Source organism: Lysobacter sp. 2RAF19 (assembly GCF_052115395.1).
Classification (GTDB): domain Bacteria; phylum Pseudomonadota; class Gammaproteobacteria; order Xanthomonadales; family Xanthomonadaceae; genus Noviluteimonas.
Genome location: NZ_JBFRGO010000005.1, coordinates 38,975 through 65,102, shown reverse-complemented (window position 1 = coordinate 65,102; position 26,128 = coordinate 38,975). Strand labels below are relative to the sequence as shown.

Below are 26,128 nucleotides of genomic sequence, written 5' to 3'. Positions count from 1 at the left end.
ATGCGCGCCGTCCCGCAATGGCGATTGTTGGCGTGCGCGATGCTCGCGTGCGTCGCGATGCACGCGCACGCGGGCAAGGTGTATCGCTGGGTCGACAAGGACGGCATCGTGCACTACGGCGACCATCCCCCTGCCGAAGCGGCGAAGGCCGGCGCACGGGTGAAGGTCATTCCCGTGCGCGCCGAACCGGGCGCGATGGCGCGCCTGCGGCTGGAACGCGAGGAAGGCGCTTCGCTGGCCTACGCCGACAATGCGATCGCAGGCCCCGTGGAAGTGCTGCTGAAATTCACGCGCGAAGTGAACACGCGCGGCGAACCCGATCTTCCCGCACGCGCCACCGTGCCGGCGAACACCAGCGTCCTGCTCTCGCGGCTGATGCCGGCCGCACCGGGCACGGCGGAGTTCGGCCTGAGCATGGAGGTGGTGCCCGGGGATCCGCGCGCGAAGCCGCAGGACGTCGACTATCTGCTGCCGATTCCGCGGGAGCGCCTGCGCATCGAACAGGGCTTCAACGGGCGCTTCAGCCACCAGGACACGCAGAACCTCTACGCCATCGACTTCCGCGCGGCCCAGGGCACGCCGGTGTTCGCCGCGCGCGGCGGCACGGTGATGCAGGTCGAATCGGATTTCGACAAGGCCGGCCTGGACCTGGAGAAATACGGCGGCCGCGCGAACTACGTCCGCATCCTCCACGACGACGGCACCATGGGCCTGTACGCGCACCTGCGCACCGAAGGCGTGCTCGTGCGCCCCGGCCAGCGCGTCCGCGCGGGCCAGAAGATCGGCCTGTCCGGCAATACCGGCTTCACCAGCGGGCCGCACCTGCACTTCGCCGTGCAGGTGAACCGCGGGATGCAACTGGTGTCGATCCCCTTCCGCATGGCGGGCGTGACCGACCAGCCCTGAGGCACCCGTATAATCGCGGGCTTCCTGACGCTCCCAGTGCGCCCGTGCGCACCTTCGCCATGTCCGATGTCTCCCTCGAAGCCGCGCGCCGCCGCACGTTCGCGATCGTCTCGCACCCCGACGCCGGCAAGACCACGCTGACCGAAAAACTGCTGTTGTTCGGCGGCGCGATTCAGATGGCCGGTTCGGTGAAGGGCCGCAAGGCCGCGCGGCATGCGACGTCCGACTGGATGGCGCTGGAAAAGGAGCGCGGCATCTCCGTCACCTCCTCGGTGATGCAGTTCCCCTACGAGGGCCGCATCGTCAACCTGCTCGACACGCCGGGCCATGCCGACTTCGGCGAGGACACCTATCGCGTGCTCACGGCGGTGGACTCGGCGTTGATGGTCATCGACGTGGCCAAGGGCGTGGAGGAACGCACCATCAAGCTGATGGAGGTGTGCCGCCTGCGCGACACGCCGATCATGACCTTCATCAACAAGCTCGACCGCGAAGGCAAGCCGCCGATCGATTTGCTGGACGAAGTGGAATCCGTGCTCGGCATCCAGTGCGCGCCGGTCACCTGGCCGATCGGCATGGGCCAGCGCCTGAAGGGCGTCGTGCACCTGGTCACCGGCGAAGTGCATCTGTACGAACCGGGCCGCAACTTCACGCGCCAGGATTCGACCATCTTCCCCTCGCTCGACGATCCGGGCGTGGAAGCGCGCATCGGCGCGCCGATGCTCGCCGAGCTGCGCGACGAACTCGAACTCGTGCAGGGGGCCTCGCATCCCTTCGATCCGGCGGCTTATCTCGCAGGCAAACAGACGCCGGTGTTCTTCGGTTCGGCCGTCAACAATTTCGGCGTGCAGTTGCTGCTCGACTTCTTCGTCGAACACGCACCGCCGCCCAAGCCGCGCGCGACCACCACGCGCGAAGTCGGCCCCTACGAGCCGCACCTGTCGGGCTTCGTGTTCAAGATCCAGGCGAACATGGACCCGCAGCACCGCGACCGCGTGGCGTTCATGCGCATCTGCTCGGGCAAGTTCACCGCGGGCATGAAGGCGATGCAGGGCCGCACCGGCAAGGAAGTGAAGCTCGCCAACGCGCTCACCTTCATGGCCAGCGATCGCGAGATCGTCGAAACCGCGTATCCGGGCGATGTCATCGGCATCCACAACCACGGCACGATCTCCATCGGCGACAGCTTCAGCGAAGGCGAAACGCTGTCCTTCACCGGCATCCCGAACTTCGCGCCGGAGTTGTTCCGCCGCGCGCGCCTGCGCGATCCGCTCAAGCTCAAGCAATTGCAGAAGGGCCTGGCGCAGTTGTCGGAAGAAGGCGCGACGCAGTTCTTCCGTCCGCTGATGTCCAACGATCTGATCCTCGGTGCGGTGGGCACGCTGCAGTTCGACGTGGTCGCCTATCGCCTGAAGGACGAGTACGGCGTGGATGCCACCTTCGAACAGGTGCAGGTGGCCACGGCGCGGTGGATCCGCTGCGATGACGCGAAGAAGCTCGAGGAGTTCCGCGAGAAGAACGCGATGCACCTTTCGCTCGATGCCGCCGGCCAGCTGGTCTACCTCGCCCCGACGCGCGTCAACCTGCAGCTGGCGCAGGAGCGCGCCCCCGCCGTGACCTTCATGGCCACGCGCGAACACGCCCACGCCGTCGCCGTGGAATAAAAACTCCAGCGGGCGCGCGGATGCTCGGGGCATGGATGCCGCCCTGCAAGAAATACACGCCCGCGAAGAGCGGCTCAGCGCGCTGACCCATGGCGTCGGCGCGCTCCTGGCACTCGCGGGCGGCGCGGTCCTCATCGCGCTGGCCGCAGTGCACGGCGATGGTTGGCAACTGGCCGCCGCGATCGTCTTCTCCATCAGCCTGCTGCTGCTCTACAGCGCGTCCACGCTCTATCACGCAATCCAGGACCCGCGCGCCAAGCCGGCGCTGAAGGTGTTCGACCATTGCGCGATCTACCTGCTGATCGCAGGCACCTACACGCCTTTCACGCTCATCGGCCTGCGCGGCGAGGTGGGCCGCAATCTGTTCATCGCGATCTGGTCGCTGGCCGCCGCGGGCATCGCGTTCAAGCTCTTCTTTACCGGGCGCTTCAAGTTGCTCTCCACCCTCGTCTACGTGGCGATGGGTTGGCTCGTGCTGCTGGCGATCAAACCCGTGTGGCAGGCGCTGGACGCATGGACGCTGGGCTGGCTGCTCGCCGGCGGCGTCGCCTACACGCTGGGCACCGTGTTCTATCACCGGCCTTCGATGCGGTATTCGCACGCGGTGTGGCACTTGTTCGTCATCGCCGGCAGCGCGTGTCATTACATCGCGGTGCTCGCGCAGGTGCATGCCACGGCGTGAGGCGCGCCTTCACTGAATCGCGCGCAACGCGTTCACCGTCGTTCGACGGCTGGGCCCGGATGGTGTGGCGATGGAAGCGCCAGGTCTTGCGACACTCAAGCGACATCCCTGGTGGACCGCCCTGGGGGTGTTCGCAGTCGCGATCGTCCTGCTGCTGATCTTCTGGGACTGGAACTGGTTCAAACCGCTCGTCGAGCGCCAGGTCGAAGCACGCACGGGGCGCACGTTCGAGATCACCGGCAAACTCGACGTCGATCGCCTGGGCTGGACGCCGATCGTGAAAATCGGCGGGTTCCGGTTCGGCAACGCCACGTGGTCGAAGGAACCGATCATGGCGAAAGCCGACGACCTGCAACTGGCCGTCGAACTCAAGCCGCTGCTCTTCCATGGCGAAGTGCGCATTCCGCAGATCCGCCTGCGCAACCCCGACCTTCGACTGGAATACGGCCCGAACCGCGTCGGCAACTGGACCTTCGGCGAGCCGTCGACCGGCACGACGCACTACGGTGCGCTGTGGATCGACGATGGCCACGTGCGTTTCATCGACGCGCCGAACAAGACCGACATCGCGGTGGCCGTGCGCAGCGATCTGCGCGATCCGACGTCGAAGTCGCCGCCGATCCTCGCCGAAGGCGGCGGTGCATGGGAGGGGCGCAAGTTCCGGATACACGGGCGCGCCGACGCGCCGCTGGAATTGCGCGAAGCCACGCGTCCGTATCGCATCGACGTGCATGCCACGGCGGGCAACACGAAAGCGCACGCGCGGGGCACGCTGCTCGATCCGATTCGCATGCGCGGGTTCGATCTGAAATTCGCGTTGGCGGGGCCGAACCTCGCGGAGCTCTATCCGCTGCTGGGGATGGCGATTCCCGACTCGCCGCCGTATGCCTTCGACGGCCGGCTCACGCGCGAGATCACCCCGTCCAGCCGCACCGGCACGAAAGACACCGGCAACCTCTGGCACTACGACGATTTCACCGGGAAGCTCGGCGACAGCGACCTCAGCGGCGATGCGAGTTTCGAAACCGGCCGCAAGCGCCCGATCCTCACCGCGAACCTGGTCTCCAAGCGCCTGGACTTCGACGACCTCGCCGGCTTCATCGGCAAGGCGCCGCAGGCCGGCGCCGGCGAAACCGCGACGCCCGACCAACGCAAGCAGGCTGCCGTCGAAGCATCGAAGGCGCGCGTGTTGCCCGACCATCCCTACGAGCTCGACAAGCTGCGCGCGATGGACGCGAACGTGCGCTGGAAAGCGCATCGCATCAATGCGCCGAAATTGCCGATCGACGACATGGACGCGCACTTGTTCATCGATGCCGGCCTGTTGCGCCTGGACCCGTTGAACTTCGGCGTCGCCGGCGGCGACATCCGTTCGACGATCCGCATGGACGCGCGCGAATCGCCGATCCGCACGCGCGCCGACATGCAGGTGCGCAACCTCCATCTCTCGCAGTTGTTGCCGACGGTGGAACTGACGAAGGATGCGATCGGCAACATCGGCGGCGACATCCACATCACCGGCACGGGCAATTCTATCGCGGGCATGTTGGGCACGGCCGATGGCGATGCGCAGTTGGGGATGGGCAAGGGACAGATCAGCAACCTGTTGATGGAATACGCGGGCATCGACATTGCCGAGGCGCTGAAATTCCTGGTCGAAGGCGACCGGAAGATCCCGATCCGCTGCGCCTTCGGCGACTTCACGATCAAGGATGGCGTGATGCGTACGCGCAGCATGGCCTTCGACACGACGGACACGATCATTCTCGGCGATGGCTCGATCAGCATGAAGGACGAAACCTACGACCTGCGCCTGCGTCCGCGGCCGAAGGATCGCAGCCTGTTCTCCTTCCGCGCGCCGCTGCTGGTCGACGGGACGTTCCGCGATCCCTCGTTCCGCCCGGACATGAAACGCGTGGGTTTGCGCGCGGCATTCGCGCTGACGCTCGGCACCATCGCGCCGCCTGCGGCCCTGCTGGCCACGCTGGAACTCGGCCCGGGCAAGGATGCCCAGTGCGGCGGCCGTTACGCCAAGTGATTCAACTCGCGATGTAGCGCTGGAGCTGGTCGATCTCGACCTGCTGGTCTTCGATGACGGCCTTCACCAGGTCGCCGATCGACACCACACCGAGCACCGCATCGCCATCGACCACCGGCAGGTGGCGGATGCGCTTGTCGGTCACCAGTTGCATGCAATGGTCGGCGGTGTCGGCCAGGCCCACGCGCACCACGTCGCTGGTCATGATGTCCGACACCGGCGTGGTCGCCGACGAGCGGCCCTGCAGCACGACCTTGCGTGCGTAATCGCGCTCGGAAACGATGCCGATCAGGCGGCCGCCCTGGATCACCAGCAGCGCGCCGATGCGTTTTTCGGCCATCAGCTTGATCGCCTCCAGGACCGGTTGGTCGGGGCCGATCGCGAAGACTTCAGGCGCTTTCGATTCGAGCAGGTGGCGTACCGTGCGCATCGTCGTGTCCCTGAGCTGGCACCTGTCCCGAGGATACTCCCCTCGCCGGCCGCCAGGCGTCGACGAGGTACAGGGGGCGCTGCTTGGCCTCCTCGTACAGGCGTCCGAGATATTCGCCGATGGTCCCCAGCGCGATGAGCTGCACGCCGCCGAGGAACAGGATCACGGCCATCATCGTCGGCCAACCGGCGACCGGATCGCCCCACGCCAACGCTTTGACGATGACCCACACCGCATAGATGAAAGCGAGCAGCGCGGTCAGCAGGCCGATGTAGGTGGCCACGCGAAGGGGCGCGGTCGAAAAGCCGGTGATGCCTTCGATCGCGAAATTCCACAGGCGCCAGAAGTTGAACTTCGTCTGCCCGGCGGCGCGCGGTGCGCGGACGTAGGGCACCGCGATCTGGCGGAAACCGACCCAGCCGAACAGGCCTTTCATGAAGCGATTGCGTTCGCGCAGTTGCCGCAGCGCGGCGACCGCGCGCGGCGAAAGCAGGCGGAAATCGCCGGTGTCGGGCGGCACGGGCGTACGCGAAAGACGGCCGATCACGCGATAGAACGCATGCGCCGTCGCACGCTTGGCCCAGGTCTCGCCTTCGCGCGCCTGGCGTTGGCCGTGCACGTCGTCGAAACCTTCGCGCCAATGCGCGACGAATTGCGGAATCAGTTCCGGCGGATCCTGGCCGTCGGCATCGAGGATCAGCACCGCGTCGTCGCCGACATGGTCCAGGCCCGCGGTGAGCGCGGCTTCCTTCCCGAAGTTGCGCGACAGGCGCAGCAGCGCGACGCGCGCATCGCTGGCGGCGATCGATTGCAACACCGACCACGTCGCATCACGGCTGCCGTCGTCGACGTACAGCACGCGACCGGGCAGGCCGTCCTGCGCGAGGCCGTCGAGCACGGCCTGCAGGCGCGGATGCAGCAGCGGCAGCGCCTGCGCCTCGTCGAAGGCCGCGACGAGCACGGTCAGGCCGGGCTGGGCCGAGCCGGCGCGGCGGGTGAACTCGTCGGTGCGGTGCGCTTCCATGCGGCGATGTTAGTGCAAGGCCGCTCAGTCCAGCGCGCGCAGCCAGGCCGCGCCGCCCAGGTGGTTGGCCTGGCGCTGGATCGCCGCGCTGCGCCGCTGCACATAGGGCCCGGGCTTGCCGGCGTCGTACTTGCGCGGGGCGGGCAGGACCGCGGCCAGGCGTGCGGCCTGGTCGGGCGTCAGCCGGCTCGCGTCGCGGTTGAAGAAACGGACCGCCGCGGCTTGCGCGCCATAGGTGCCGTCGCCGAATTCGGCGATGTTGGCGTACATCTCGAGGATGCGGCGCTTGGGCCACAAGGCTTCCATCAGCACCGTGTACCAGGCTTCCAGGCCCTTGCGCACCCAACTGCGGCCGCTCCACAGGAACAGGTTCTTGGCCGTCTGCTGCGAGATGGTGCTCGCGCCGCGCAGGCGCTTGACCGGCGTGCCGCGTTTTTCCGCACGTTCGACCATGCGCTGGTTGTGCGCGCGGGCTTTTTCGATCGCCGCGATGTCGAAGCCGTGGTGCGTCGCGAAGTTCTGGTCTTCCGCGGCGACCAGCGCCACGGGCAGGGTCGGGGCGATCTGGTCCAGGTCGCGCCAGTCGTAGCGCGTGCGGTAGGCGAAGTCGCCTTCGCCGATGGCCTGGAAATGCCGCGCGACCATGAACGCGCTCAGGGGCGGATCGACGAAACGCAGCACGAGCACCTGCAGGGTGGTCAGCAGCGCGAACACCAGCGGCGAGAGCAGCAACCATCGCAACCACCGGCGGCGGCCGCGCGCTTGCGTCCGACGGGGTCCGGCCCCATCTGTCGTTCTTCCCGAAGCCACGTCCTTCCCCCGTCGTGCGTGCGGCGCGCATTATCGCCGCGCGAACTCACGATGGCGCGACACATCGCCCATGAAGATTTCCGACAAGATGACCGACGCCCTTTCCACGAACGAGACTGCCGGCCAGGACGACCGACTGTCGCGCTTCCTCCTCCCCGAAGCCGGCGTGCGCGGCGTGCGTGTCCACCTCGACGCCACCTGGCGCCAGATCCGCGACCGCGTGGCGACGTCCGAGCAGGGGCCGTACCCGGCCAGCATCGCGCGGCTGCTCGGTGAAGCCACGGCCGCGGCGGCGCTGTTCACCGGCCACGCGAAGGTCGACGGACGCCTGTCGGTGCAACTGCGGGGCCGCGGCGCGCTGCGCACGCTCTTCGCCGAATGCACGGCCGCGGGCACGCTGCGCGGCATCGCGCAGTACGACGACGACCAGCCCGCGCCGCAGGGCCTGGCCGACCTCGGGCCCGACCCGATCCTGGCCATCACCATCGAGAACCCGACGCCGCATGGCCGCGACCCCCAGCGCTACCAGGGCCTGGTCCCGCTGGAAGGCGGCGACATGAAGACGGCCTTCGAGCACTACTTCCTCCAGTCCGAGCAATTGCCCACCCGGCTCCTGCTGGCCGCCGACGACAACAGCGCCGCGGGCCTGATGCTGCAGAAGCTCCCCGGCGACGCGGGCGACGCCGACGGCTGGACGCGGGCCTGCGCCCTGTTCGACACGCTGACGGCGAAGGAGCTCCTGGAACTGCCCCGCACCACCCTGCTCCACCGCCTCTTCCACGAGGAAGCCCCGGAATTGCTGGCCGACCGGCCCCTGCGCTTCGGGTGTTCCTGCTCCCGCGAACGCGTGGAGGCCATGCTGCAGTCCCTGGGTCGGGAGGAGGCGGAGGCATCGGTGGCCGACGGAACCGCGCGGGTGCGTTGCGAGTTTTGTGGGCAGGGCTACGCCTTTACGGCGGCCGAGATCGCGGGGCTGTTCGCCCCCGGCTCGGCGCCCATGCCGGCCCCCGAACGCATGCAGTAACGGGACGCAGATCCCGCTCCGGGTGCATTTTTTTGTCTCCGGATGATTGTTAAATAAACATAAACGGACTAGGATTCAGACAACCGCCTCTTCAGGAACTTCGACCGGCCCTACGGGTCCCAGACCGCCATGCGACGCTCGTTCCGCCAGCGCCTGTGCATTGCCCTCATCGCCCTCGTGGCGGCGGCCGGGGCGCATGCGCAATCGCGGAACAAGGACGGCATGGTGGAGCTGCCCGTCTGGAACCAGGCGAGCGGCAAGGTCGAAGCGGTGTTGCTGCTGGAGCCCACGCAGAATGCCGTCGGGCTGCGCAAGCAGTTCAGCGAAGGCGCGCTCGATACGGCCTTCGGCCTGGATGCCGGCGATTCGCTCGGCCTGCTCTGCGATCGCAAGACGGGCGTGGCGAGTGCGATCTCGAATCTCGCCAACCACTGCCTGCTCGCTTCGCTCGACGAACCCACCGACAGCCGCCACTTGAACGCGACCACCGCGTTCAGCCGCAACGGTGCGCGCGTGGGCCTGACGCTGGGCACCGGGCAGGAAACCTTGCCGGCGTGGCTGAGCCCGAACGCGCGGGCGCGCGTCGAGCAGCACGACGTCGCCGTGTTCGGGCAGAAGAACATCGGCCGCGAAGGCTTCATCACCATCGGCGGCACCATCGCCAAGGCGCGCCTGGTGTCGGTGGCGGACGTTCCGGAACTCGCCGATCGCTGGGATACCCGCAGCTTCAGCGTGGGCGGCGGCTACGGCAACTTCAGCGGCAACATCATCGGCCGCGTCATCGACGTGCCGGGCCAGCCGAACAACTTCCAGGGCTTCGGCATCGGCCTGACCTGGCGGACCCCGTGGCGCGGGCAGCTCACCGTCGGCGCGGAAAACGTGGTGACGCGCGGCAAGAATCCCTTCGCGCTGCCGGCCGACACCGAAGACCAGGGCACCGTGCCCTACGTGCAGTACCAGCAGGATCTGTGATCCGCTGACGCCCCGCGGCGCCTGTCAGGCCTCGCGCAACCCTTCGATCAATGTTTGCAGGTGGGCCTCGTAGGGCGCCCACTTCGGCACTTCGCGCGCTTCCACCTTGCCACGCACCTGCACCGCGCTCGCGGTCGACACCCCGCGCGTGCGGTTCTGCAGCGCGAGCATCTCCGGCTCATAGGCGAAGCCGCAGAACGCGGAAACCTCGCGCAACACGCGCTCGGTGTCGCGCGTCAGCGCCGCGTAGTCGACATCGAGGATGCGGCCGGGAAACGCGGCGTGCCAATGCGCCATCAGGCGCCGGTACTGGTGGTGGAAATCGGCGAGCTCGCCCTGGTCGTAGGAATACGCGTTGGCGGTGGAGAACAGCTCGCGCAGGTTGGAGAAGCAGGTCTCCATCGGGTCGCGCACCATGTGCAGGATCTTCGCGTCCGGCATCGCGCGGCAGATGAACCCGATATTGAGGAAGTTCGACGGCAGCTTGTCGGTGAACCAGCGCGCATTGCCCACGCGCCACGCCATGCCCTCGCGATATCCCTGTCCGATCGCGGCGAAGTCGGCGTCGCGTGCGCGCGCGACGATCTTTTCGTCGATCACGCCCGGACAGTGGTGGTCGGTCCCCCACCGCATCTGCGTGGTGAAGTCGTAGAGCTCGCCGACGCCATGCACGTCGGGATGGCCGTCGAGCAGTTGTTCGAGCAGCGTCGTCCCCGAACGATGCATGCCGACGATGAAGATCGGCGTGCTTGCCGTCGGCGTCGCCGGCGCGATCGGACCCGCCGGAAAATCGATCAGCGCGTCGAACAGGCGCCGCGTTTCCTCCCGCGAATACGACAAGGTCGGACGCTTCGCGCGACACATCTGTTCCAGCGCAGCCCATGCGCCTTCGTAGTCGCCGATGTCGTCGAGCTCCTTGTGCAGCGCATCGGCGAGCATCGCGATTTCCTCCGGCTTGCGGCCGGGGCGTCGCAGCTGCGCACGGATCGCATCGACATGATTCGACGCGCTGGTCTGCTTGCGCACGCGCGCGAGCACGGTCCAGCCGTGCGGGATCTCCGGCGCGCGCCTGTGGCTGCGCAGGACTTCGGCTTCCGCTTCGTCGAAGCGCCCGAGATACGTCAGGATCTGCGCACGCGCAACGAGCGTGGGCGGAAAATCGGGATCCGCGCGGCGCGCTTCGTCGAGCAGCGCGAGTGCGCGCGTCTGTTCGTTGAGGTAACTGAATTGCGCCGCCGCGGCCAGCAGCACCGGGATCGGGATGTTCGACAACGGGCGCAGATCGTCGATGGCCGCGTGCATCTCGGGCACGGCGTTGAACGTGCGCAAGCGCGAAAACATCTCACGCAACACCGCGGGATCGCGCGGACGCGCGCGTTGCGTCTTCAGCGCATATTCGCGCGCGGCGCGATAGTGCCCGGCGAGCGAATGCGCGTAGGACAGGTGCAGCAATACGTTGGCATCGTTCGGACGCGCGGCCTCGAGCCCTTCGTAAGCGGCGATCGCCTGCGCGAATTCCCGGCGCGTGACGTGCAGGTCGGCCTGCTGGCGCAGGCGTTGTTCTTCCTGCGGGAGCATCAGTCGACCAGCCCGTGCGAAGCCAGGCGCGCGCGCAGCGGTTCGAGCTGCATCGCGTAGCGCTGCCACGCGCCGACGCTGCGCGCATGGATCGGCTGGCGCACCTGCGTGCTGCTGGCCGTCGAAACCGGCGCGGTGTTGCCGGTGATGTCCAGGCAGCGCGCGTCGAACGGCAGGCCGCAGAAGTCGAGCAACGCGCGCACGGTGGGCTCGGTGTCGGTCACGAGGGTTTCGTACTGCACCTCGAGGAAGCGGCCCGGCAGGGCCTGGCGCCAATGGCGGCACAGGGCGTCGAAGCGCGCGTAGTGGTCGGCGAGTTCCCCGAGGTCGTAGCTGTAGCCGTACGCCGCGTTGCCGAACAACTCCTTGAGGTTGGAGAAGCACGCATCCATCGGATCGCGGCGCAGGCAGACGATGCGCGCATTCGGCAATGCCCGTGCGATGAAGCCGGCGAATGCCGCGTTCATCGGATTCTTGTCGGTGAGGAAGGGCTTGCCCGCTGCGCGATGTGCGGTGCGTGCCATGTAGGTACGCCCGACGGCGTCCAGATCGACCGCTGCGACGCGCGCGACCACATCCTCCGTCACGGTCGTGCCGAGAAACGCATCGGTCGCCAGGCACAGCGCAGTGTGGAAATCGTTGAGCTCCCCGCCCTGCGCGACGCTGTCGTGTCCACCGACGATGCGTTCGACGAGGGTCGTGCCCGTGCGCGGCATCCCGAGGATGAAGATCGGCGCGAACGCTGCGTCGCTGGCCGATGCATCGCCCTTCTTCGCCGGCGTCCACCGCTGGAGGGCTTCGAAGCCCGCCTGCTCGTCGCTGCCGCGGTAAGGCACCGTTGCGCGCTTGATCGCCGCACCGGCCTGCAGGTGGCGCCACGCGGCGTCGGTGTCGCCGGCGTCGTCGTATTCCTTGAACAAGGCGAAGTGCATGTAGTCGCGCGTGGTGTCGTCGGCCGGGAGCGCCGCGAGCGCGCGCTCGATGCGTTGCGTGCGCGCACCCGGCGGCGAGGCCTTGCGCAACGAGGCGAGCGACCAGTGCGCAAGCGTGTAGGTCGGTTCGATCGCGATGCAACGCTCGTATTCCGCGGCGGCCTCATCCATCCGCCCGAGGTAGTTGAGCACCTGCGCCTTCGCGTAGGCCAACGAGCCGTTCGGCCGCACGCGCGGCTCGACGTCGGCGATCAGGTCGAGCGCGCAATCGAGCTTGTCGATCAACCACAGATGCTGCGCAAGCATGGCGGCGTTGCGGATCAGCTCCGGGGACTGCCAATCCGCCCCCATGATCAACTCGAAGACCAATTGGGGTTCATCGAAGGCCAACAGGCGACGCGTCACGTGCGCCAGGTCGCCGGGCCGCCGGCTGCGCACCGAACCGGCGCAACGCAATGCATGCTCGCGCGCCGCGCGATAGTGGCCCTGCCCTTCTTCGATCACCGACATGCGCAGGCGCACGTACAAGCGGTCGGGATCGGCCGCGAGCAGGGTTTCGTAGATCGGCTTGGCCTCCAGCGGACGGCCCTGGTTCTCGAGCGTCCTGGCCAATCGCCACTGGCGCTCGAACTGACTGTCCATGGGATGCGCGTCGTCGAAAAGATTGCCCGCATCCTACAAAAAAAAGCGGCCGCCCGAAGGCGGCCGCTCCTGTATCGCCGACAACCGATGGATCAGAAGTCGTACTGCACCATGAAGCGCACCGAACGCGGTGCCTGGTACGAACGCGGCAGCAGGTAGGTGTTGAGCGGAATACCGGTATCCGCGTCTTCCGCCACTTCGCTGACCGACGTGACCTTCTGGTTGTTGAACACGTTGAACACGTCGACCTTGAACATCAGGCCCGCCGCCCACGACGGCGAGTAGCCGACGTTGAGGTCGATCGAGTTCGTCCACGGCAGGCGACCGGCCGTACCGCGCGGGCGCGCAGCATACGGATAGTGCGGACCCTGCAGGTCGGTGAAGTCGATCGGCTGCTGGCCGGCCGGCGTCGTACCGCAACGCATGAACGACGAACCGTACGGGTGGAAGCCCGTGCTCGACGGCCACGGCTGCAGCACGCCCAGGCAGTTGATCGGACGACCGGACTGCACGAGCAGGTTCAAGCCCACCGACCATTCGTCGGTGATCTCGTAGTTGCCGAACAGCTTCAGCGCGTGGCGACGGTCGTTCGGCAGGTAGCCGTACGTGTCGACCGCGAGCTCGCGGTAGTCGAAGTCCTGCGTGGTGTTGGTGTCGCTCTGGCCGATGTCGGACTTCACGCCGCCTTCGGTGTTGCCCTTGTTGTAGGACAGCGTGTACGAACCCTGGAAGAAGAACTTGTCCCAGTTGCCGTCGAGGAAGAACTCCATGGCGGAGTACGAACGCTTGGCCTGCGGTGCGAGGCGCGCACCGGGGATCGTGTTGAGCACCGGCGCGAGCGGACCGTCGCCGTCCAGGTCGGTGTACAGCACCGCATCCTTGCCCGGGTTGATCAGGCGGCAGTACGGGAAGCTCGGGTTCGGGATCACTGCCTGGCCCGCGGTATCCGGGTTGGCGTCGAGGACCGCGGTGTAATCGCAGTTGTCGTCGATGGCGGCCTTCAGCTCACGCATGATCGCGCGGGTACCGAAGGTCATGTGGTCCGTGACCTGCATCTGCATGCCCAGGATGTATTCGTCCTGGTACATCGGATCGAGGTTCTTCGACGCGATCGTGTTCGAGTCGTGCGCACGACCGTCTTCGCCGTTGATCAGGTTCAGCGGGTTCAGCGGGTTGACCAGGATCGGCACGCCCGTCACCGGGTCGACGCCCGAGAACAGGTTGTTGTTCGAACGCTGGAAGATCGACGCGCTCGAACCGCGCACCGCGACGCTCGGCGTGAGCGGCAGGGCGTAACGACCGGCGTTACCGTAGATCTTGAACGTGCTGTCGCCGTTGACGTCCCACGAGAAGCCCAGGCGCGGGCCGAACTGGTTCTTGATCTCGACGAACGTGTCGCCCGACGCGGACTTGTTCTTGAACGTGTCCCAACGACCGCCGTAATAGACGATGAAGTTGTCGGTGATGTTCCAGCTGTCTTCGATGTAGAAGGCCTGCTGTTCCAGCTTGACCGTCGTACCGCGGGCGGTGGTCTGGCGACGCACGACGTCGAACTCGTCGCCGTTGTTCGGCACGCCGTCCGGGTTGCGGGTCGAGTAACGCCACAGCCAGCCACCGACGTTCGCTTCACCGGCGACCGACTGGTAATCGTCGACGTCGATACCGAAGCGGATCTGGTGCGAACCGAGCGCCCACTCGGCGTCGATACGCCACTGGTCGCGGGTGTCTTCGTTGTTGTCGGCCTGCAGCAGCGCGCCGCCCATGAGGTGGCAGGAGCTGCCGTACGTGCCGGTTATAGCCTTGCGGTAGCCGGGACGGATGTCGAGGATCGCCGGGCAACCACCGAGCGTGGTGGTGGCGAGCGGGTCGGTCGCGTAGGCGTCGGTGATGTTGCCCGAGTACACGACTTCCGAACCGTCCGGGTTCTCCAGGTGCTGCTGCCGCTTGAACACGCCGTGGCCGTACAGGGCGCTCAGCGTGAACGAGTCGGTCATGTAACCGGTGTACTTCAGGACGTAGTTGTCACCGCCCTGTTCGTCGACGAGCTTGCCGGCGAAGTTGCCGCGGTTGAGCGTACGCGGCTGGTTGGCGTAGACGCTGGTCTTCGTGGTCTGGTCGTCCGAGAACGCCGTGAATTCCAGCAGGTTGTTGTCGTTGATGTTCCAGTCCAACTTCACCAGCCAACCCGGCGTCTTGACCGTCGAGTCGTTGTTGGTGAAGGCGTCGATGTTGCCGTAGTTGGTCGAGTCGTTCTTGGAGAGCGACACCAGGCCGTAGGCGAACAGCCTGTCCTTGATCAGCGCGCCGCTGGCCCACAGGTTCGCATTGACGCCCTCGAAGCTGTCCTTCGAGTTGTCTTCCTGGATCAGGCCGAAGTCGGTCGCGACGAGCGGGTTGGCGTAGTAGACGTTCTTGACGTCTTCGCGCAGCGAATCCGGCGCCCAGTAGATGTTGCCACCGGCGTGGAAGTCGTTGGTACCGCGCTTGGTGATCTGGTTGATCACGCCGCCGAGCGAACGGCCGAATTCAGCGCCGTAACCACCGGTCTTGACCTGCTGTTCCTGGATGGCCTCGAACGGGACCTTCGAGAAGTTCAGGCTGCGGAACGAGTTGGTGACGTTGAAGCCGTTGATGTAGTACTGGTTTTCCGCAACCGACGAACCACCGAACGAAGCGAGGTTGCCGAACGCGCCATCGCCCTTCACGGTGCCCGGTGCGAGCAGCGCGACGCTGGTCGTGTCGCGCGCGACCGGAATCTTCGCGAGCTGTTCGGCGGTGAGGATCGTGGTGGATTCGACCGACGTGACGTCGATCGGGTTGACCGCCTGGCCCGTGACCGTGACGGCCTCGAGTTCCTGCGGGTTACCGGTGGGCGCGGCGTAGCTGACGTTCGCGGCGGTACCGACGTTCACCGTGACGGTGCGCGGGCTCGTGCCGTTGCGCGTCACCGTGTACTGGCCGATCGGCACCTGCGAGAAGCGATAAGCACCGTCGGCACCGACCGTGATCGTGCGCGAGAAACCGGTGTTGGCGTTGGAGATCGTGATCGTGTCACCGGCCTGGGCCGAACCCGACACCGCACCCGCGGTGTTGGTCTGCGCCTGGACGCCGCCGATGAAACAGAAGCCGAGCGCGAGACTCAACGCGCTTCGCTTTAAGCCTTTTTTAAGATGTTCAGAAGCCATTTCTAACCCCCTCAGGGCTGTTTGCGGATTGACCAATCAAACATCAGCAGCCGGTAAGTAGTCCGACCGGCCGACTATAGACCCTTGAACATTTCCTTAACAAGTACCTTGCGGCGGTTTGACGCAATTGGATCCAAACAAATTTTTTGCGACTTTTTTACTTTTGAAATCAGGCGTTTGCGGTAATTCCCACGGATTCAAACCCCTCCCGCAACGGTCTGAGCTGTCGCTGGTAACGTTTCCAGTGCCCTCTCCAACTCGACAAAAAGGCCGCCTTCCGGCGGCCTCTTCGTCCCCGCATTCCGACAAGGTCAGAAGTCGTACTGGATCATGAAGCGGAGCGAGCGCGGCGCCTGGAAGCTGGCGGGCACCAGGTAGGTCTCGGAGGGAAGACCCGTCTCCGGTACTTCGGCGAGTTCGTTGACCGACGTGACCTTCTGCGAATTGAAAACGTTGAAGACGTCGATCTTGAACTGCAGGCCCGCTGCCCACGACGGCGCGTACGCGACATTCATGTCGAGGTTCTGCGTCCACGGCAACCGGCCCGCCGTACCGCGCGGCACCGGCAGATTGTTGCAGCGCATGAATGCCGCATCGTATGGATGCGGGTCGTAACCGGGGCCCGGAGGCGCACCCGGCGCGCGCGCCGGATCGCGATCGAGCACGCCGATGCAGTTCACCGGTCGGCCCGACTGGATCAACAGGTTGGCGCCCACAGACCACTCGTCGTTGATCGTGTAGTTGCCGAACAACTTGATGCTGTGGCGGCGATCGTTCGGCAGATAGCCGTACGTATCCGTCGTCAGCTCGATGTAATCGAAATCCTGCGTGACGCTCGTGTCGTTCTGCCCGATGTCCGACTTCACGCCGCCCTCGGTGTTGCCGATCGACTTGGCGAAGGTGTACGAACCTTGCAGGAAGAAATTGTCCCAACTGCCATCGACGAAGAATTCCATCGCCGAGTAGTTGCGCTTGGCCTTCGGCGACAGGCGCGCACCCGGGATCACGTTCGTCGTCAGTTGCCCGTTCCCGAGCAGGTCCGTCACGAACACCGCATCCTTGCCCGGATTGAACATGCGGCAATACGGGAAGCCGGGGTTGGGCAGCATCGCGAAGTCGCCGGCTGCGTTCGAGAAGCCGATGAAGTCGCCCGCATTGTCGAACGTGGCGGAGAATCCGTTCGCGTCGAGCACCGCGGTGTAATCGCAGTTGTCGTCGATCGCCTGCTTCAGTTCGCGGTAGATGCCCCGGATGCCCAGTGACAGGTGGTCCGTCAAGGCCTTCTGGAAGCCGAGGATGTATTCGTCCTGGTACATCGGGTCGAGGTTCTTCGACGCGATGGTCAGCGGGTTCTTCGGCCGGCCATCTTCGGAGTTGAGATACAGGAAGCTGTCGGGGACGGCGACCGGATTGATCGGCGCACCGGTGATCGGATCCACCGTCTGGTCGAAATCGAAGCTCTCGCGGCTGAACAATGAGGCCGACGCACCGCGCACGGCCACCGACGGCGTCAGCGGTAGCGCGTAGCGGCCTGCGTTGCCGAACACCTTGAACGTCGAGTCACCGAAGACGTCCCACGAGAAGCCCAGGCGCGGGCCGAACTGGTTGCTGATCTTGACGTAGCTTTCGCCGTTGCCGTTGAGGTTCTCGAACGTATCCCAGCGCAGGCCGAAGTAACCGATGAAGTTGTCGGTGATGTTCCAGCTGTCCTGGATGTAATACGCGTGCTGCTTGACCTTGACGGTGGCGCCCTGCTGGAAGAACTGCTGGCGCGCGCGGTCGAATTCGTCCCCGCTGTTTTCGATGCCGTCGGGGTCGACGGTGGTGTAACGCCACTGGAAGCCACCTTCGATCGCGACGCCGGCGACGGATTCGAAGTCGTCGCGGTCGTAGCCGAAGCGCAGCAGGTGGTCGCCCAATTGCCATTCGGCGTCGAGCCGGAACTGATCGCGCTTGTCGCCCGAGTCGGTACGGTCGATCGTATCGTTGGTGATGTTGCAGGTACTGGAGTACACGCCGGTCGCGATCCGGCGGTATTCCGGACGCGCATCTTCGATCTGGGGGCAGCCGGTCGCGGTCGACGCGATGTCGCCGTTGTATTGGACGGGCAGGCCGGCAGCCGTGCGCAGGTGCTGCTCGCGGGTGAACTCACCGTGGCCGGCCAGGGCCGACAGGGTGAAGGTGTCGGTGAGATAGCCGGTGTACTTCAGGATGTAGTTCTCGCCGCCCTGGTCCTGGAAGTTGGTACCGACCAGGTTGAGGCGTTCGGTGACGCCCGGTCGATTGGCGAAAACCTCCTGTTCGTTCTTCTGCTTGTCGGAGAACGCGGTGAACTCGAGGGCGTGCCTGTCGGTGATGTTCCAGTCCATCTTCAACAGCCACGTCGGGAACGCGATGTCGTCGCTGACGTTGGTCGATGCGACGGCGTTGCCGTAGGTTTCGTTTCTCGTCTTTCCGTAGGAGATCAGGCCGTAGGCGAAGAGTTTGTCCTTGATCAGCGCGCCGCTGGCCCAGATGTTGGTGCGCCATTCGTCCACGCTTTCCTGCGAGTTGTCCGAACGCAGCACGCCATTGGTCTGGTAGGCGTCGTGGACGTCCTCGCGCAGGTCCTTCGGGCTCCAGAACACGTTGCCGCCCGCGTGGAAATCGTTCGTACCGCGCTTGGTGATCTGGTTGACCACGCCGCCGAGCGAACGGCCGAATTCGGCGCCGTAACCACCGGTCTTGATCTGCTGTTCCTGGATGGCCTCGAAGGGGACTTGCGCGAAGTTGAGGTTGCGGAACGCGTTGGTGATGTTGAAGCCGTTGATGAAGTACGCGTTCTCCGCCACCGACGCGCCGCCGAACGAAGCGAGGTTGCCGAAGACCGCGTCGCCGCGCACGGTGCCGGGCGCGAGCAGCGCGACCGCCGTGGTGTTGAGCGGAACGGGGATCTTGGCGATCTGTTCGGCCGTCAGGATCGTGGTGGATTCGACCGAGGTGACGTCGATCGGATTGACCGCGCCGGTGCCGATCACTTCGACGCCTTCCAGTTCCTGCGGGCCCGCCGCGGCGACAGCCGCGTAATCGACGTTCGCCGCAGTGCCGACGTTGACCGTGATCTGCTTGGGCGAACTGCCGTTGCGCGTGACCGTGTACTGCCCGATCGGAATCTGCGAGAAACGGAAATTGCCGTCGGCGCCGACGGTGATCGTGCGCGTGAACCCCGTTGCGGGATTGGACATGGTGATCGTGTCGCCCGACGCTGCGCGGCCCGACACCGCACCGGCGGTGTTGGTCTGCGCGTGGATGCCGCCGATGAAACAGAGCCCGAGTGCGGCTGCGAGCGTGGTGCGCTTGAGGCGCCCGATGTTGCGGCTGGTCGCCATGATCATTCCCTCCTGCCGAAGAACTCGAAGAAGAAGAAATGTGCAATCCGTAAATCGGATCGATGCGGCGGACGTTAGACCTCGAACAAATCCTTAACCACCCCCTTCCGGCGACGTAACGAAACGCGCGGTCGGATTCATGTTTTCGCGCGCCGACAACCGCTTGAATCCAAGCGGTATTTTTATTGCCGAGTTGCCGCACGCAGGCGTGTTACAGCCGACGAAAGGTCGCCGCGTGAGACGCGATACAGCCGCTGTCGCCTCAATCGTCGTTCGCGAGCGCCGATTGCAGCGGACGCAATTGGCGTTCGTAGCGCTTCCACCAGCCCACCCGCCCCGCGTGGATCGGCTTGCGCACCTGCACGCTGCTGGCGGTGGTCACCGGTTGCAGGTTCGCGGTGATGTCCTGCACACCGGCTTGCGGTGCGAGGCCGCATCCGGCGAGGAGCGCGCTTGCGCCCGCTTCGGGTTGCGCGACCAGGGTTTCGTATTGCACGTCGACGATGCGTTCGGGCGCGAGCTGCTGCAGATGTCGCATCAGGCGCACGGTATTGCGATGGTGGTTGGCGACATCGTCGAACGCGTAGCTCCAGTCGTAGAACGCGTTGGTGAACAACTCGCGCAAGCAGCCGAAACACGCGTCGACCGGATCCTTGCGCACGTGCACGATCCGCGACTGCGGCAACGCGGCGAGCGCGACGCCCGCCAGTGCGACGTTGCCCGGGTGCTTGTCGGTATGCCAACGCCGGCCGGCGCTGCGCGCCTGCGTGGCATGGAGGTACAAGGTTCCGACCGTCGCCGCGTCGGTGTGCGCCAGGCGCTGCGAGGCCTCGGTGTCGAGGAAACCTTCGCACCAGTAATCGCTGGCCCATTTGTAGGCCATGCGCAGTGCATTGGATTCGCCGCAGCTCGCGACGTCGGCGTGGTTGCCGAGGATGCGTTCGACGACGGTCGTGCCCGACCGCGGCAGGCCGATGATGAAGAGCGGGATGCGCTCGGCATCCACGGCCTGGCGCGCGATCGACTCGGCACGCGCGGCATCGATGATGCGATCGAAGATCGCGTCCTCGCGCGCGGCGTCGTATCGGCTCGTCGCCTTGCGCAAGGCCATCGCGCGTTCCAGATGCGGCCACGCGCGTTCGGGTGCGTCGGCATTGTCGAGTTCGCGGAACAACGCGTAGGACCAGGCGGAGACCAGGCTGCCGTCGGCGTTGCTTGCAAGCAGACGTTCGAGACGCGCGATGCGCGCGTCGCGCCCTTCGGCCACGTCGAGCGATGCCAGTGCGAAGTGCGCACCGGGATGGCCCGGCTCCAGCGCGATCGCCTCTTCGAAGGCGGATGCGGCCGCCTCCAGGCGACCGGTGAATTTCAATGCATTGCCGCGCAGGAAGGACAGCGCCGGGCTGTGCACGTTCGAATCGTTCGCGACATCCAGCCAACGCAGCGCGGTGGCGGGGTCGTCGAGCATCATCGCCTGCTCGGCGACGCCGGTCAGTTGCATCGGGTCCAGGCCCATGCGCGGATCCAGCGACGCCAGCAGTTGTGCGCAAGTCGCGTATTCGCCGGTGGAAATCAGCCCGCTGGCGACGACCAGCACTTCATGCGGGGAGGCATCCTGGCGCAGGCCGCGCGCGGAGGCACGCGCGTGCGAGACCGCCGCGCGGAAGGCGCCGCGTGCCTGGAACAGGCGCGAAAGCATCCAGTGCGCGCCCCAGAAACCGGGTGCGCGCGCGAGCAGTTGTTCGCACAGGGCGGCGGCGCGCGCCGGGTCGGCGCGGAAGGTCAGTTGCGCTTCGCGCCAGAGAATCTCGGGGGACGGATCGTTCATATGCATTCCGAATAAAAAACGGCCGCTGCGTGAGCAGCGGCCGTCGGTTTACCACAATCGACTCGATGGATCAGAAGTCGTAACGCGCCGAGAAGCGGAAGTAACGCGGCGTCTGGTAGTTGATCGGCAGGAGGTAATCCTGCGAAGCCACCGGGGAAGCGCGGTTCTTGTCGCCGGTTTCGACGTATTCGGTCACGCCTTCGTCGCCGAGCAGGTTGAACACGTCCATCTGCAGCGTCAGCTTGCCGTCGCCGAACGTCGGGGTCCAGGCAACGTTCGCATCGAACGTCTTGGACCACGGCGTACGACCATGGTCGCCACGGTTACCCAGGTGCGGGTTACCGGCGGCGTCGTGGCAGTAGAAGCTCGAGGCCGAGTACGCGCCGATCGAACCGCCGTCGATGCCCTGGAAGGACGGGTGGCTTTCCGGGATGTAGCCGTTGCAGTTCACCGGGCGACCCGACTGGACGATCATGTTGCCGCCAACGCGCCACTGGTCGGTGATGTCGAAGGTACCGAACATCTTGACGGTGTGGCGACGGTCGTTCGGCAGGTAGCCGTACGCGCCTTCGCCGAACGCCGCGAAGTCGAAGTCCTGGGTGATGCCGGCGTCCGCCTGCTCCAGGGTCGAGTTCACGTAGCCTTCCGCGTTACCGACGCTCTTGGCGAAGGTGTACGAACCCTGCAACGCCCAGCGATCGGCCTTCATGCGCTCGAAGAAGAACTCGACCGCGCTGTAGTTACGACGGTACTGCGGCAGGCCGAAGTAACGCGCCGGGATGGTCACCGTGGTGAACGTGCCGTCGTTGTTGAGGTCCAGCGCGAGGTCGGCGTCACGGCCCGGGTTGATCAGGTAGCACGAAGCGGCCGTGTTGTAGTCGTAGTTCGTGTAGCCGTTGTCGGCTGCCCAATCGGCAAGCGCCTGGTGGCTGCACGTGTCGTCGAAGCCGTCCTTGATCTTGCGCTTGATGCCACGGATGCCGATGTTCCAGTTCTCATTGAGCTGCTTCTGCATGCCCAGGATGTATTCGTCCTGGTACATCGGGCTCAGGTTCGCGGCGGCGACGGTGGCCGGGTTCGGGGCGGTGAAGCTGCCGTTGAGCGCCAGGCCGCCGAGCTGCGTGCCCAGGGTCGGGGCACCGGTGATCGGATCGACCGCCGTGTACAGGAAGTACTCGTTGGTCGTGGCTTCGGCGCCCGAAGCGCGGATCGAGGTGTTGTTGGCGACCGGGATGAAGTAACGGCCGGCGTTACCGAACACCTTGAACGACGAGTCACCCATCACGTCCCACGAGAAACCGAGGCGCGGGGCCCACAGGTCGTCGGACTTCACGAACGAGACGCCATCGGCGTTCTTGTTGTCGAAGCGCTCGAGGCGGATGCCGCCGTACAGCATCAGCTTGTCGGTGACGTTCCAGCTGTCTTCCAGGTACGCCGCTTCGTTGGTGGTCTTGTAACCGCCCGACGAACGCGTGATGAAACGACGACGCACGTACGGCTGGTCGTTCGGCACACCGTTGGTCACGCCGCCGGGACCCGGCGAGTTGAAGTAACGGTAGTACACGCCACCGGCGTAGTTGGTCGCGGTGAACTTGGAAACGAACTCTTCGCTGTCCAGGCCCGCGCGGACGGCGTGGTCGCCGATGCGCCAGTCAAGGTCGATGCGCCATGCCTTGCGACGGTCGGTATCCGGAGCCGCAGTGACGGGACGGACCGCAGCGAAGCTCGCCGCCGGCCAGCAACCCAGGTAGACCAGGCCCACGCCGTAGACGGTCGGGCAGTCTTCGCCCGGCAGGCCGCCCGGGATGTACGGGTTGTCGTACTTGAGGTCGCCGTACTGCGCCGACAGGGTCAGCGAGTCGGTGAGGTAGCCGGTGTACTTGCCGATCAGGACGCTGCCGCCGGACTTCTGCTCGTAGTCGTACGCGAACAGGTCGTTGTTGCGGCTGTACGGCGTGGCGCTGTCGTAATGCGTGCGGTCCAGGGTTTCCTTGTTGTAGATCCCCGTGAACTCGAGCAGGTGGTCGTCGGTGATGTTCCAGTCGAGCTTCAACATGCCGCTGGGCGACGTGTTGGATTCGGTCTCGCTGCTGTTCTGGTCGAAGGTGTTCTTCGTGTTGTGGCGGCCGGTGACCAGGCCGAACATGAAGAGCTTGTCCTTGATCAGCGGACCGCCGGCGTACGCGTTGTACTCGAGCGTGTCGGCTTCATCGGCGGAACGGAACACGAGCAGCGCGGCGGATTCCGGGTCGCGCGAAGGCGCGTCCTTGCCCGTCGAACGCAGCTGGTTCGGTTCCCAATAGACGCTGCCGCCACCCTTCCACTCGTTCGTACCGCGCTTGGTCACGATGTTGATCACGCCACCCAGCGAACGGCCGTACTCGGCGCCGTAGCCACCGGTCTTGACCTGCTGTTCGGAGATCGACTCGAACGGAAGCTGCGCGTACGACAGCAGCGAACGCAGGTTCGTGACGTCGAAGCCGTTGATGTAGTAGCCGTTTTCCGCGACCGACGCGCCGCCGAAGGAGGCGAGGTTGCCGAGGCCGGTGTCGCCGCGGACGGTGCCCGGGGCAAGCAGGGCGACGTTGGTGACGTCACGCGAAACCGGAAGGGCCTGGATCTGCTCGGCGGTGAACACCGTCGTCGACTCGACCGACGAGACGTCGATCGGGTTGATCGCACCGGCGCCGACGACCGTGACCGAACCCAGTTCCTGCGGAGCGAAGTTGACCGGCGTACCGGTACCGACGCTGACGCGCACTTCACGCGTCTGGCCACCGGAGATCACGCGATAGCGACCCGGGGAGAGCTGCGGGAGCGTGAAGCGGCCCGAAGAATCGGCGGTCACTTCACGTGCCGAACCGGTGTCCACGTTTTCGATGCGGACAGTCGCGCCGCTCGTCGTGTCGCCGAAGATCGAGCCCACGGCGCTCTGCGCCTGCACCGCACCAGCGAAGCAGAGGCCCAGCGCGACGGTGAGCGCGCTGCGCTTCAGCGTCAAAGATTTCATTGAAGCCATGAATTCCCCCCACGGGAAGGTTGAATTAAAGAGAAAAGTCACTGTCAGGTTTGAGACATGACCACCCGACTATAGGGGAAATAACGAATTGACAACAACAGTCAAACGGAATTAACACACACACCGCCCGCGGCCAGCGGCTGGAAAACGCTGGAAGCCCCTGATCCGACAAAGAAAAACGGGCCCCCGAGGGGGCCCGTTTGGGCGTTGCATTCGCTGGCGTATCGAGGTCAGGAATCGCGTAATTCGGCCGCGATGCGCCCCTGCTCGCGTTTGAGTGCGTCGGGAACGCGCTCGCCGAACTCGTCCAGGAAGGTCTGAAGGCTGTCGATTTCCGCCTGCCAGCCCGGTCGATCGAAGTCGAACAGCACCCGGCGCGCCTCGTCCGACAGGGCCACGCCCTCCAGGTGGATGTCCTCGGCTTTCGGCAATGCGCCGATCGGCGTTTCCGTCGCCGACGCGCGGCCTTCGACGCGGCCGATCATCCATTCCAGCACGCGCAGGTTTTCGCCGAAGCCCGGCCACAGGAACTTGCCGTCCTCGCCCTTGCGGAACCAGTTGACGTGGAAGATCTTCGGCAGGTTCGCGCCGGGCTTGTCGAACGACAGCCAGTGCGCGAAGTAGTCGGCGAAGTTGTAGCCGCAGAAGGGCTTCATCGCCATCGGGTCGCGACGCATCACGCCGACCGCACCGGTCGCCGCCGCGGTGGTTTCCGAACCCATCGCCGCACCGACGAGCACGCCGTGCGTCCAGTCGCGCGCTTCGAAGACCAGCGGCACGAGCGATGCGCGTCGACCACCGAAGACGATCGCCGAGATCGGCACGCCCTGCGCGTCCTCGGCCTTCGGCGACCAGCTCGGGCACTGGCGTGCCGAGACGGTGAAGCGCGCGTTCGGATGCGCCGCCGGGGCACTGAAATCGTATGCATTGCCGCGCCAATCAAAGGCGGGCTTGCGGTCGTCGAGGCCCTCCCACCAAGGCTGGCCGTCTTCGGTCAGGCCGACGTTGGTGAAGATGGTGTTGCGCTGGATGGTTGCCAGCGCATTCGGATTGGATTTCTCCGAGGTGCCCGGCGCGACGCCGAAGAAACCGGCCTCGGGGTTGATTGCATACAGGCGCCCATCGGGGCCGGGGCGCATCCAGCAGATGTCGTCGCCGACGGTCCACACCTTCCAGCCGGCATCGCGATAGCCCTCCGGCGGAATCAGCATCGCCAGGTTGGTCTTGCCGCACGCCGACGGGAAGGCCGCGGCGATGTAATGCGTTTCGCCCTGCGGATTCTCGACGCCGAGGATCAGCATGTGTTCGGCGAGCCAACCTTCGTTGCGCGCCTGGTGCGACGCGATGCGCAGCGCATGGCACTTCTTGCCGAGCAGCGCGTTGCCGCCGTAGCCCGAACCGTAGGACTGGATCGTCAGTTCTTCCGGGAAATGCATGATGAAGCGGCGCTCGGGATCGAGCTCGCCGATCGAATGCAGGCCTTTCACGAACATTCTTTCAGAGCGGGCGCCAAGTGCGCCCGCATGCCCTTCGCGCTCGATGCGCGCCAGGGCCGCCGCGCCCATGCGCGTCATGATGCGCATGTTGGCCACGACGTAGGGCGAGTCGGTGATTTCCACGCCGCAGCGCGCGAGCGGGGAATCGATCGGGCCCATGCAATAGGGGATGACGTACATCGTGCGGCCGCGCATGCAACCGGCGAACAACGCGTCCATCTTCGCGTGCGCATCGGCCGGCGACATCCAGTGGTTGTTCGGGCCGGCGTCTTCGCGGTCGCTGGTGCACACGAAGGTCAAATGCTCCACGCGCGCGACATCGTCCGGATGCGAGCGATGCAGCCAGCTCTCGGGGTGCGTTTTTGAATTCAGCGGCAACAGCGTGCCGTCTTCCTCCATGCCGCGGACCAGCTCCGCGAATTCACTGTCGCTGCCGTCGCACCAGTGGATGCGGTCGGGCTGCGTCGTGCGTGCCACGTCCATGACCCATTGGTTCAACGCGTCCAACTGGCTGCCCATCGTGGAATTCT

The 26,128-nt window shown here is 65.7% G+C and carries 16 protein-coding genes; 6 read left to right on the top strand and 10 right to left on the bottom strand.

Features of this window, described 5'->3' with window-relative positions:
- The 4 genes from AB4059_RS15555 (at position 1) to AB4059_RS15540 (ending at position 5,290) form a co-directional block, all read left to right on the top strand.
- On the top strand, positions 1 to 906 hold the full coding sequence (locus tag AB4059_RS15555) for a peptidoglycan DD-metalloendopeptidase family protein (RefSeq protein WP_498980136.1): 906 nt from the start codon (positions 1 to 3) through the stop codon (positions 904 to 906).
- A 59-nt stretch (positions 907 to 965) separates the two neighbouring features.
- Positions 966 to 2,570: a peptide chain release factor 3 gene (locus tag AB4059_RS15550; RefSeq protein ID WP_498980135.1), complete on the top strand. Its 1,605-nt coding sequence runs from the start codon at positions 966 to 968 to the stop codon at positions 2,568 to 2,570.
- Positions 2,571 to 2,601: 31 nt separating this feature from the next.
- The gene (gene trhA / locus AB4059_RS15545; RefSeq protein ID WP_498980134.1) at positions 2,602 to 3,252 is read left to right on the top strand and encodes a PAQR family membrane homeostasis protein TrhA; all 651 of its coding nucleotides are present in this window, start codon (positions 2,602 to 2,604) and stop codon (positions 3,250 to 3,252) included.
- A 70-nt stretch (positions 3,253 to 3,322) separates the two neighbouring features.
- Positions 3,323 to 5,290: an AsmA family protein gene (locus AB4059_RS15540; protein ID WP_498980133.1), complete on the top strand. Its 1,968-nt coding sequence runs from the start codon at positions 3,323 to 3,325 to the stop codon at positions 5,288 to 5,290.
- A gap of 1 nt (position 5,291) precedes the next feature.
- Here the strand turns inward: AB4059_RS15540 and AB4059_RS15535 are convergent, their stop codons facing one another.
- From AB4059_RS15535 to mtgA, 3 genes are read right to left on the bottom strand one after another with little or no spacing between them, the layout of a single operon-like run.
- Positions 5,292 to 5,720 carry a CBS domain-containing protein gene (locus AB4059_RS15535; RefSeq protein WP_498980132.1) on the bottom strand — a complete coding sequence of 143 codons (429 nt, stop codon included), beginning with the start codon at positions 5,718 to 5,720 and terminating at the stop codon, positions 5,292 to 5,294.
- Positions 5,680 to 6,744, bottom strand: coding sequence for a glycosyltransferase family 2 protein (locus AB4059_RS15530; RefSeq protein WP_498980130.1), 1,065 nt, complete (start codon positions 6,742 to 6,744; stop codon positions 5,680 to 5,682). Before AB4059_RS15530 ends, AB4059_RS15535 begins: the two co-directional genes overlap by 41 nt.
- Positions 6,745 to 6,768: 24 nt before the next feature.
- The gene (gene mtgA / locus AB4059_RS15525) at positions 6,769 to 7,554 is read right to left on the bottom strand and encodes a monofunctional biosynthetic peptidoglycan transglycosylase (RefSeq protein ID WP_498980128.1); all 786 of its coding nucleotides are present in this window, start codon (positions 7,552 to 7,554) and stop codon (positions 6,769 to 6,771) included.
- 70 nt (positions 7,555 to 7,624) lie between these two features.
- Between mtgA and hslO the strand changes: the two genes are divergently transcribed.
- Positions 7,625 to 8,578 (top strand): Hsp33 family molecular chaperone HslO, encoded by a 954-nt coding sequence (hslO, locus tag AB4059_RS15520; protein WP_498980127.1) that lies wholly within the window; start codon positions 7,625 to 7,627, stop codon positions 8,576 to 8,578.
- 129 nt (positions 8,579 to 8,707) lie between these two features.
- Entirely contained in the window at positions 8,708 to 9,550 is an 843-nt protein-coding gene (locus AB4059_RS15515) for an XOO1806 family protein (RefSeq protein WP_498980125.1), read from the top strand.
- Positions 9,551 to 9,574: 24 nt separating this feature from the next.
- Here the strand turns inward: AB4059_RS15515 and AB4059_RS15510 are convergent, their stop codons facing one another.
- From AB4059_RS15510 to AB4059_RS15480, 7 genes are all read right to left on the bottom strand, one after another.
- The gene (locus AB4059_RS15510) at positions 9,575 to 11,128 is read right to left on the bottom strand and encodes a tetratricopeptide repeat-containing sulfotransferase family protein (RefSeq protein WP_498980124.1); all 1,554 of its coding nucleotides are present in this window, start codon (positions 11,126 to 11,128) and stop codon (positions 9,575 to 9,577) included.
- Positions 11,128 to 12,702: a sulfotransferase family protein gene (locus tag AB4059_RS15505; RefSeq protein WP_498980122.1), complete on the bottom strand. Its 1,575-nt coding sequence runs from the start codon at positions 12,700 to 12,702 to the stop codon at positions 11,128 to 11,130. The genes AB4059_RS15510 and AB4059_RS15505 overlap by 1 nt, the downstream gene beginning before the upstream one ends.
- A 92-nt stretch (positions 12,703 to 12,794) precedes the next feature.
- Positions 12,795 to 15,845, bottom strand: coding sequence for a TonB-dependent receptor (locus tag AB4059_RS15500; protein WP_498980121.1), 3,051 nt, complete (start codon positions 15,843 to 15,845; stop codon positions 12,795 to 12,797).
- 353 nt (positions 15,846 to 16,198) lie between these two features.
- Complete coding sequence (locus AB4059_RS15495; RefSeq protein ID WP_498980120.1) at positions 16,199 to 19,255, bottom strand: TonB-dependent receptor; 3,057 nt, start codon at positions 19,253 to 19,255, stop codon at positions 16,199 to 16,201.
- Positions 19,256 to 19,517: 262 nt separating this feature from the next.
- Positions 19,518 to 21,083, bottom strand: coding sequence for a tetratricopeptide repeat-containing sulfotransferase family protein (locus AB4059_RS15490; protein WP_498980119.1), 1,566 nt, complete (start codon positions 21,081 to 21,083; stop codon positions 19,518 to 19,520).
- A 70-nt stretch (positions 21,084 to 21,153) separates the two neighbouring features.
- Positions 21,154 to 24,093, bottom strand: coding sequence for a TonB-dependent receptor (locus AB4059_RS15485; RefSeq protein ID WP_498980118.1), 2,940 nt, complete (start codon positions 24,091 to 24,093; stop codon positions 21,154 to 21,156).
- 239 nt (positions 24,094 to 24,332) lie between these two features.
- Complete coding sequence (locus AB4059_RS15480; protein ID WP_498980215.1) at positions 24,333 to 26,117, bottom strand: phosphoenolpyruvate carboxykinase (GTP); 1,785 nt, start codon at positions 26,115 to 26,117, stop codon at positions 24,333 to 24,335.
- Between the last annotated feature and the right edge of the window lie 11 nt (positions 26,118 to 26,128).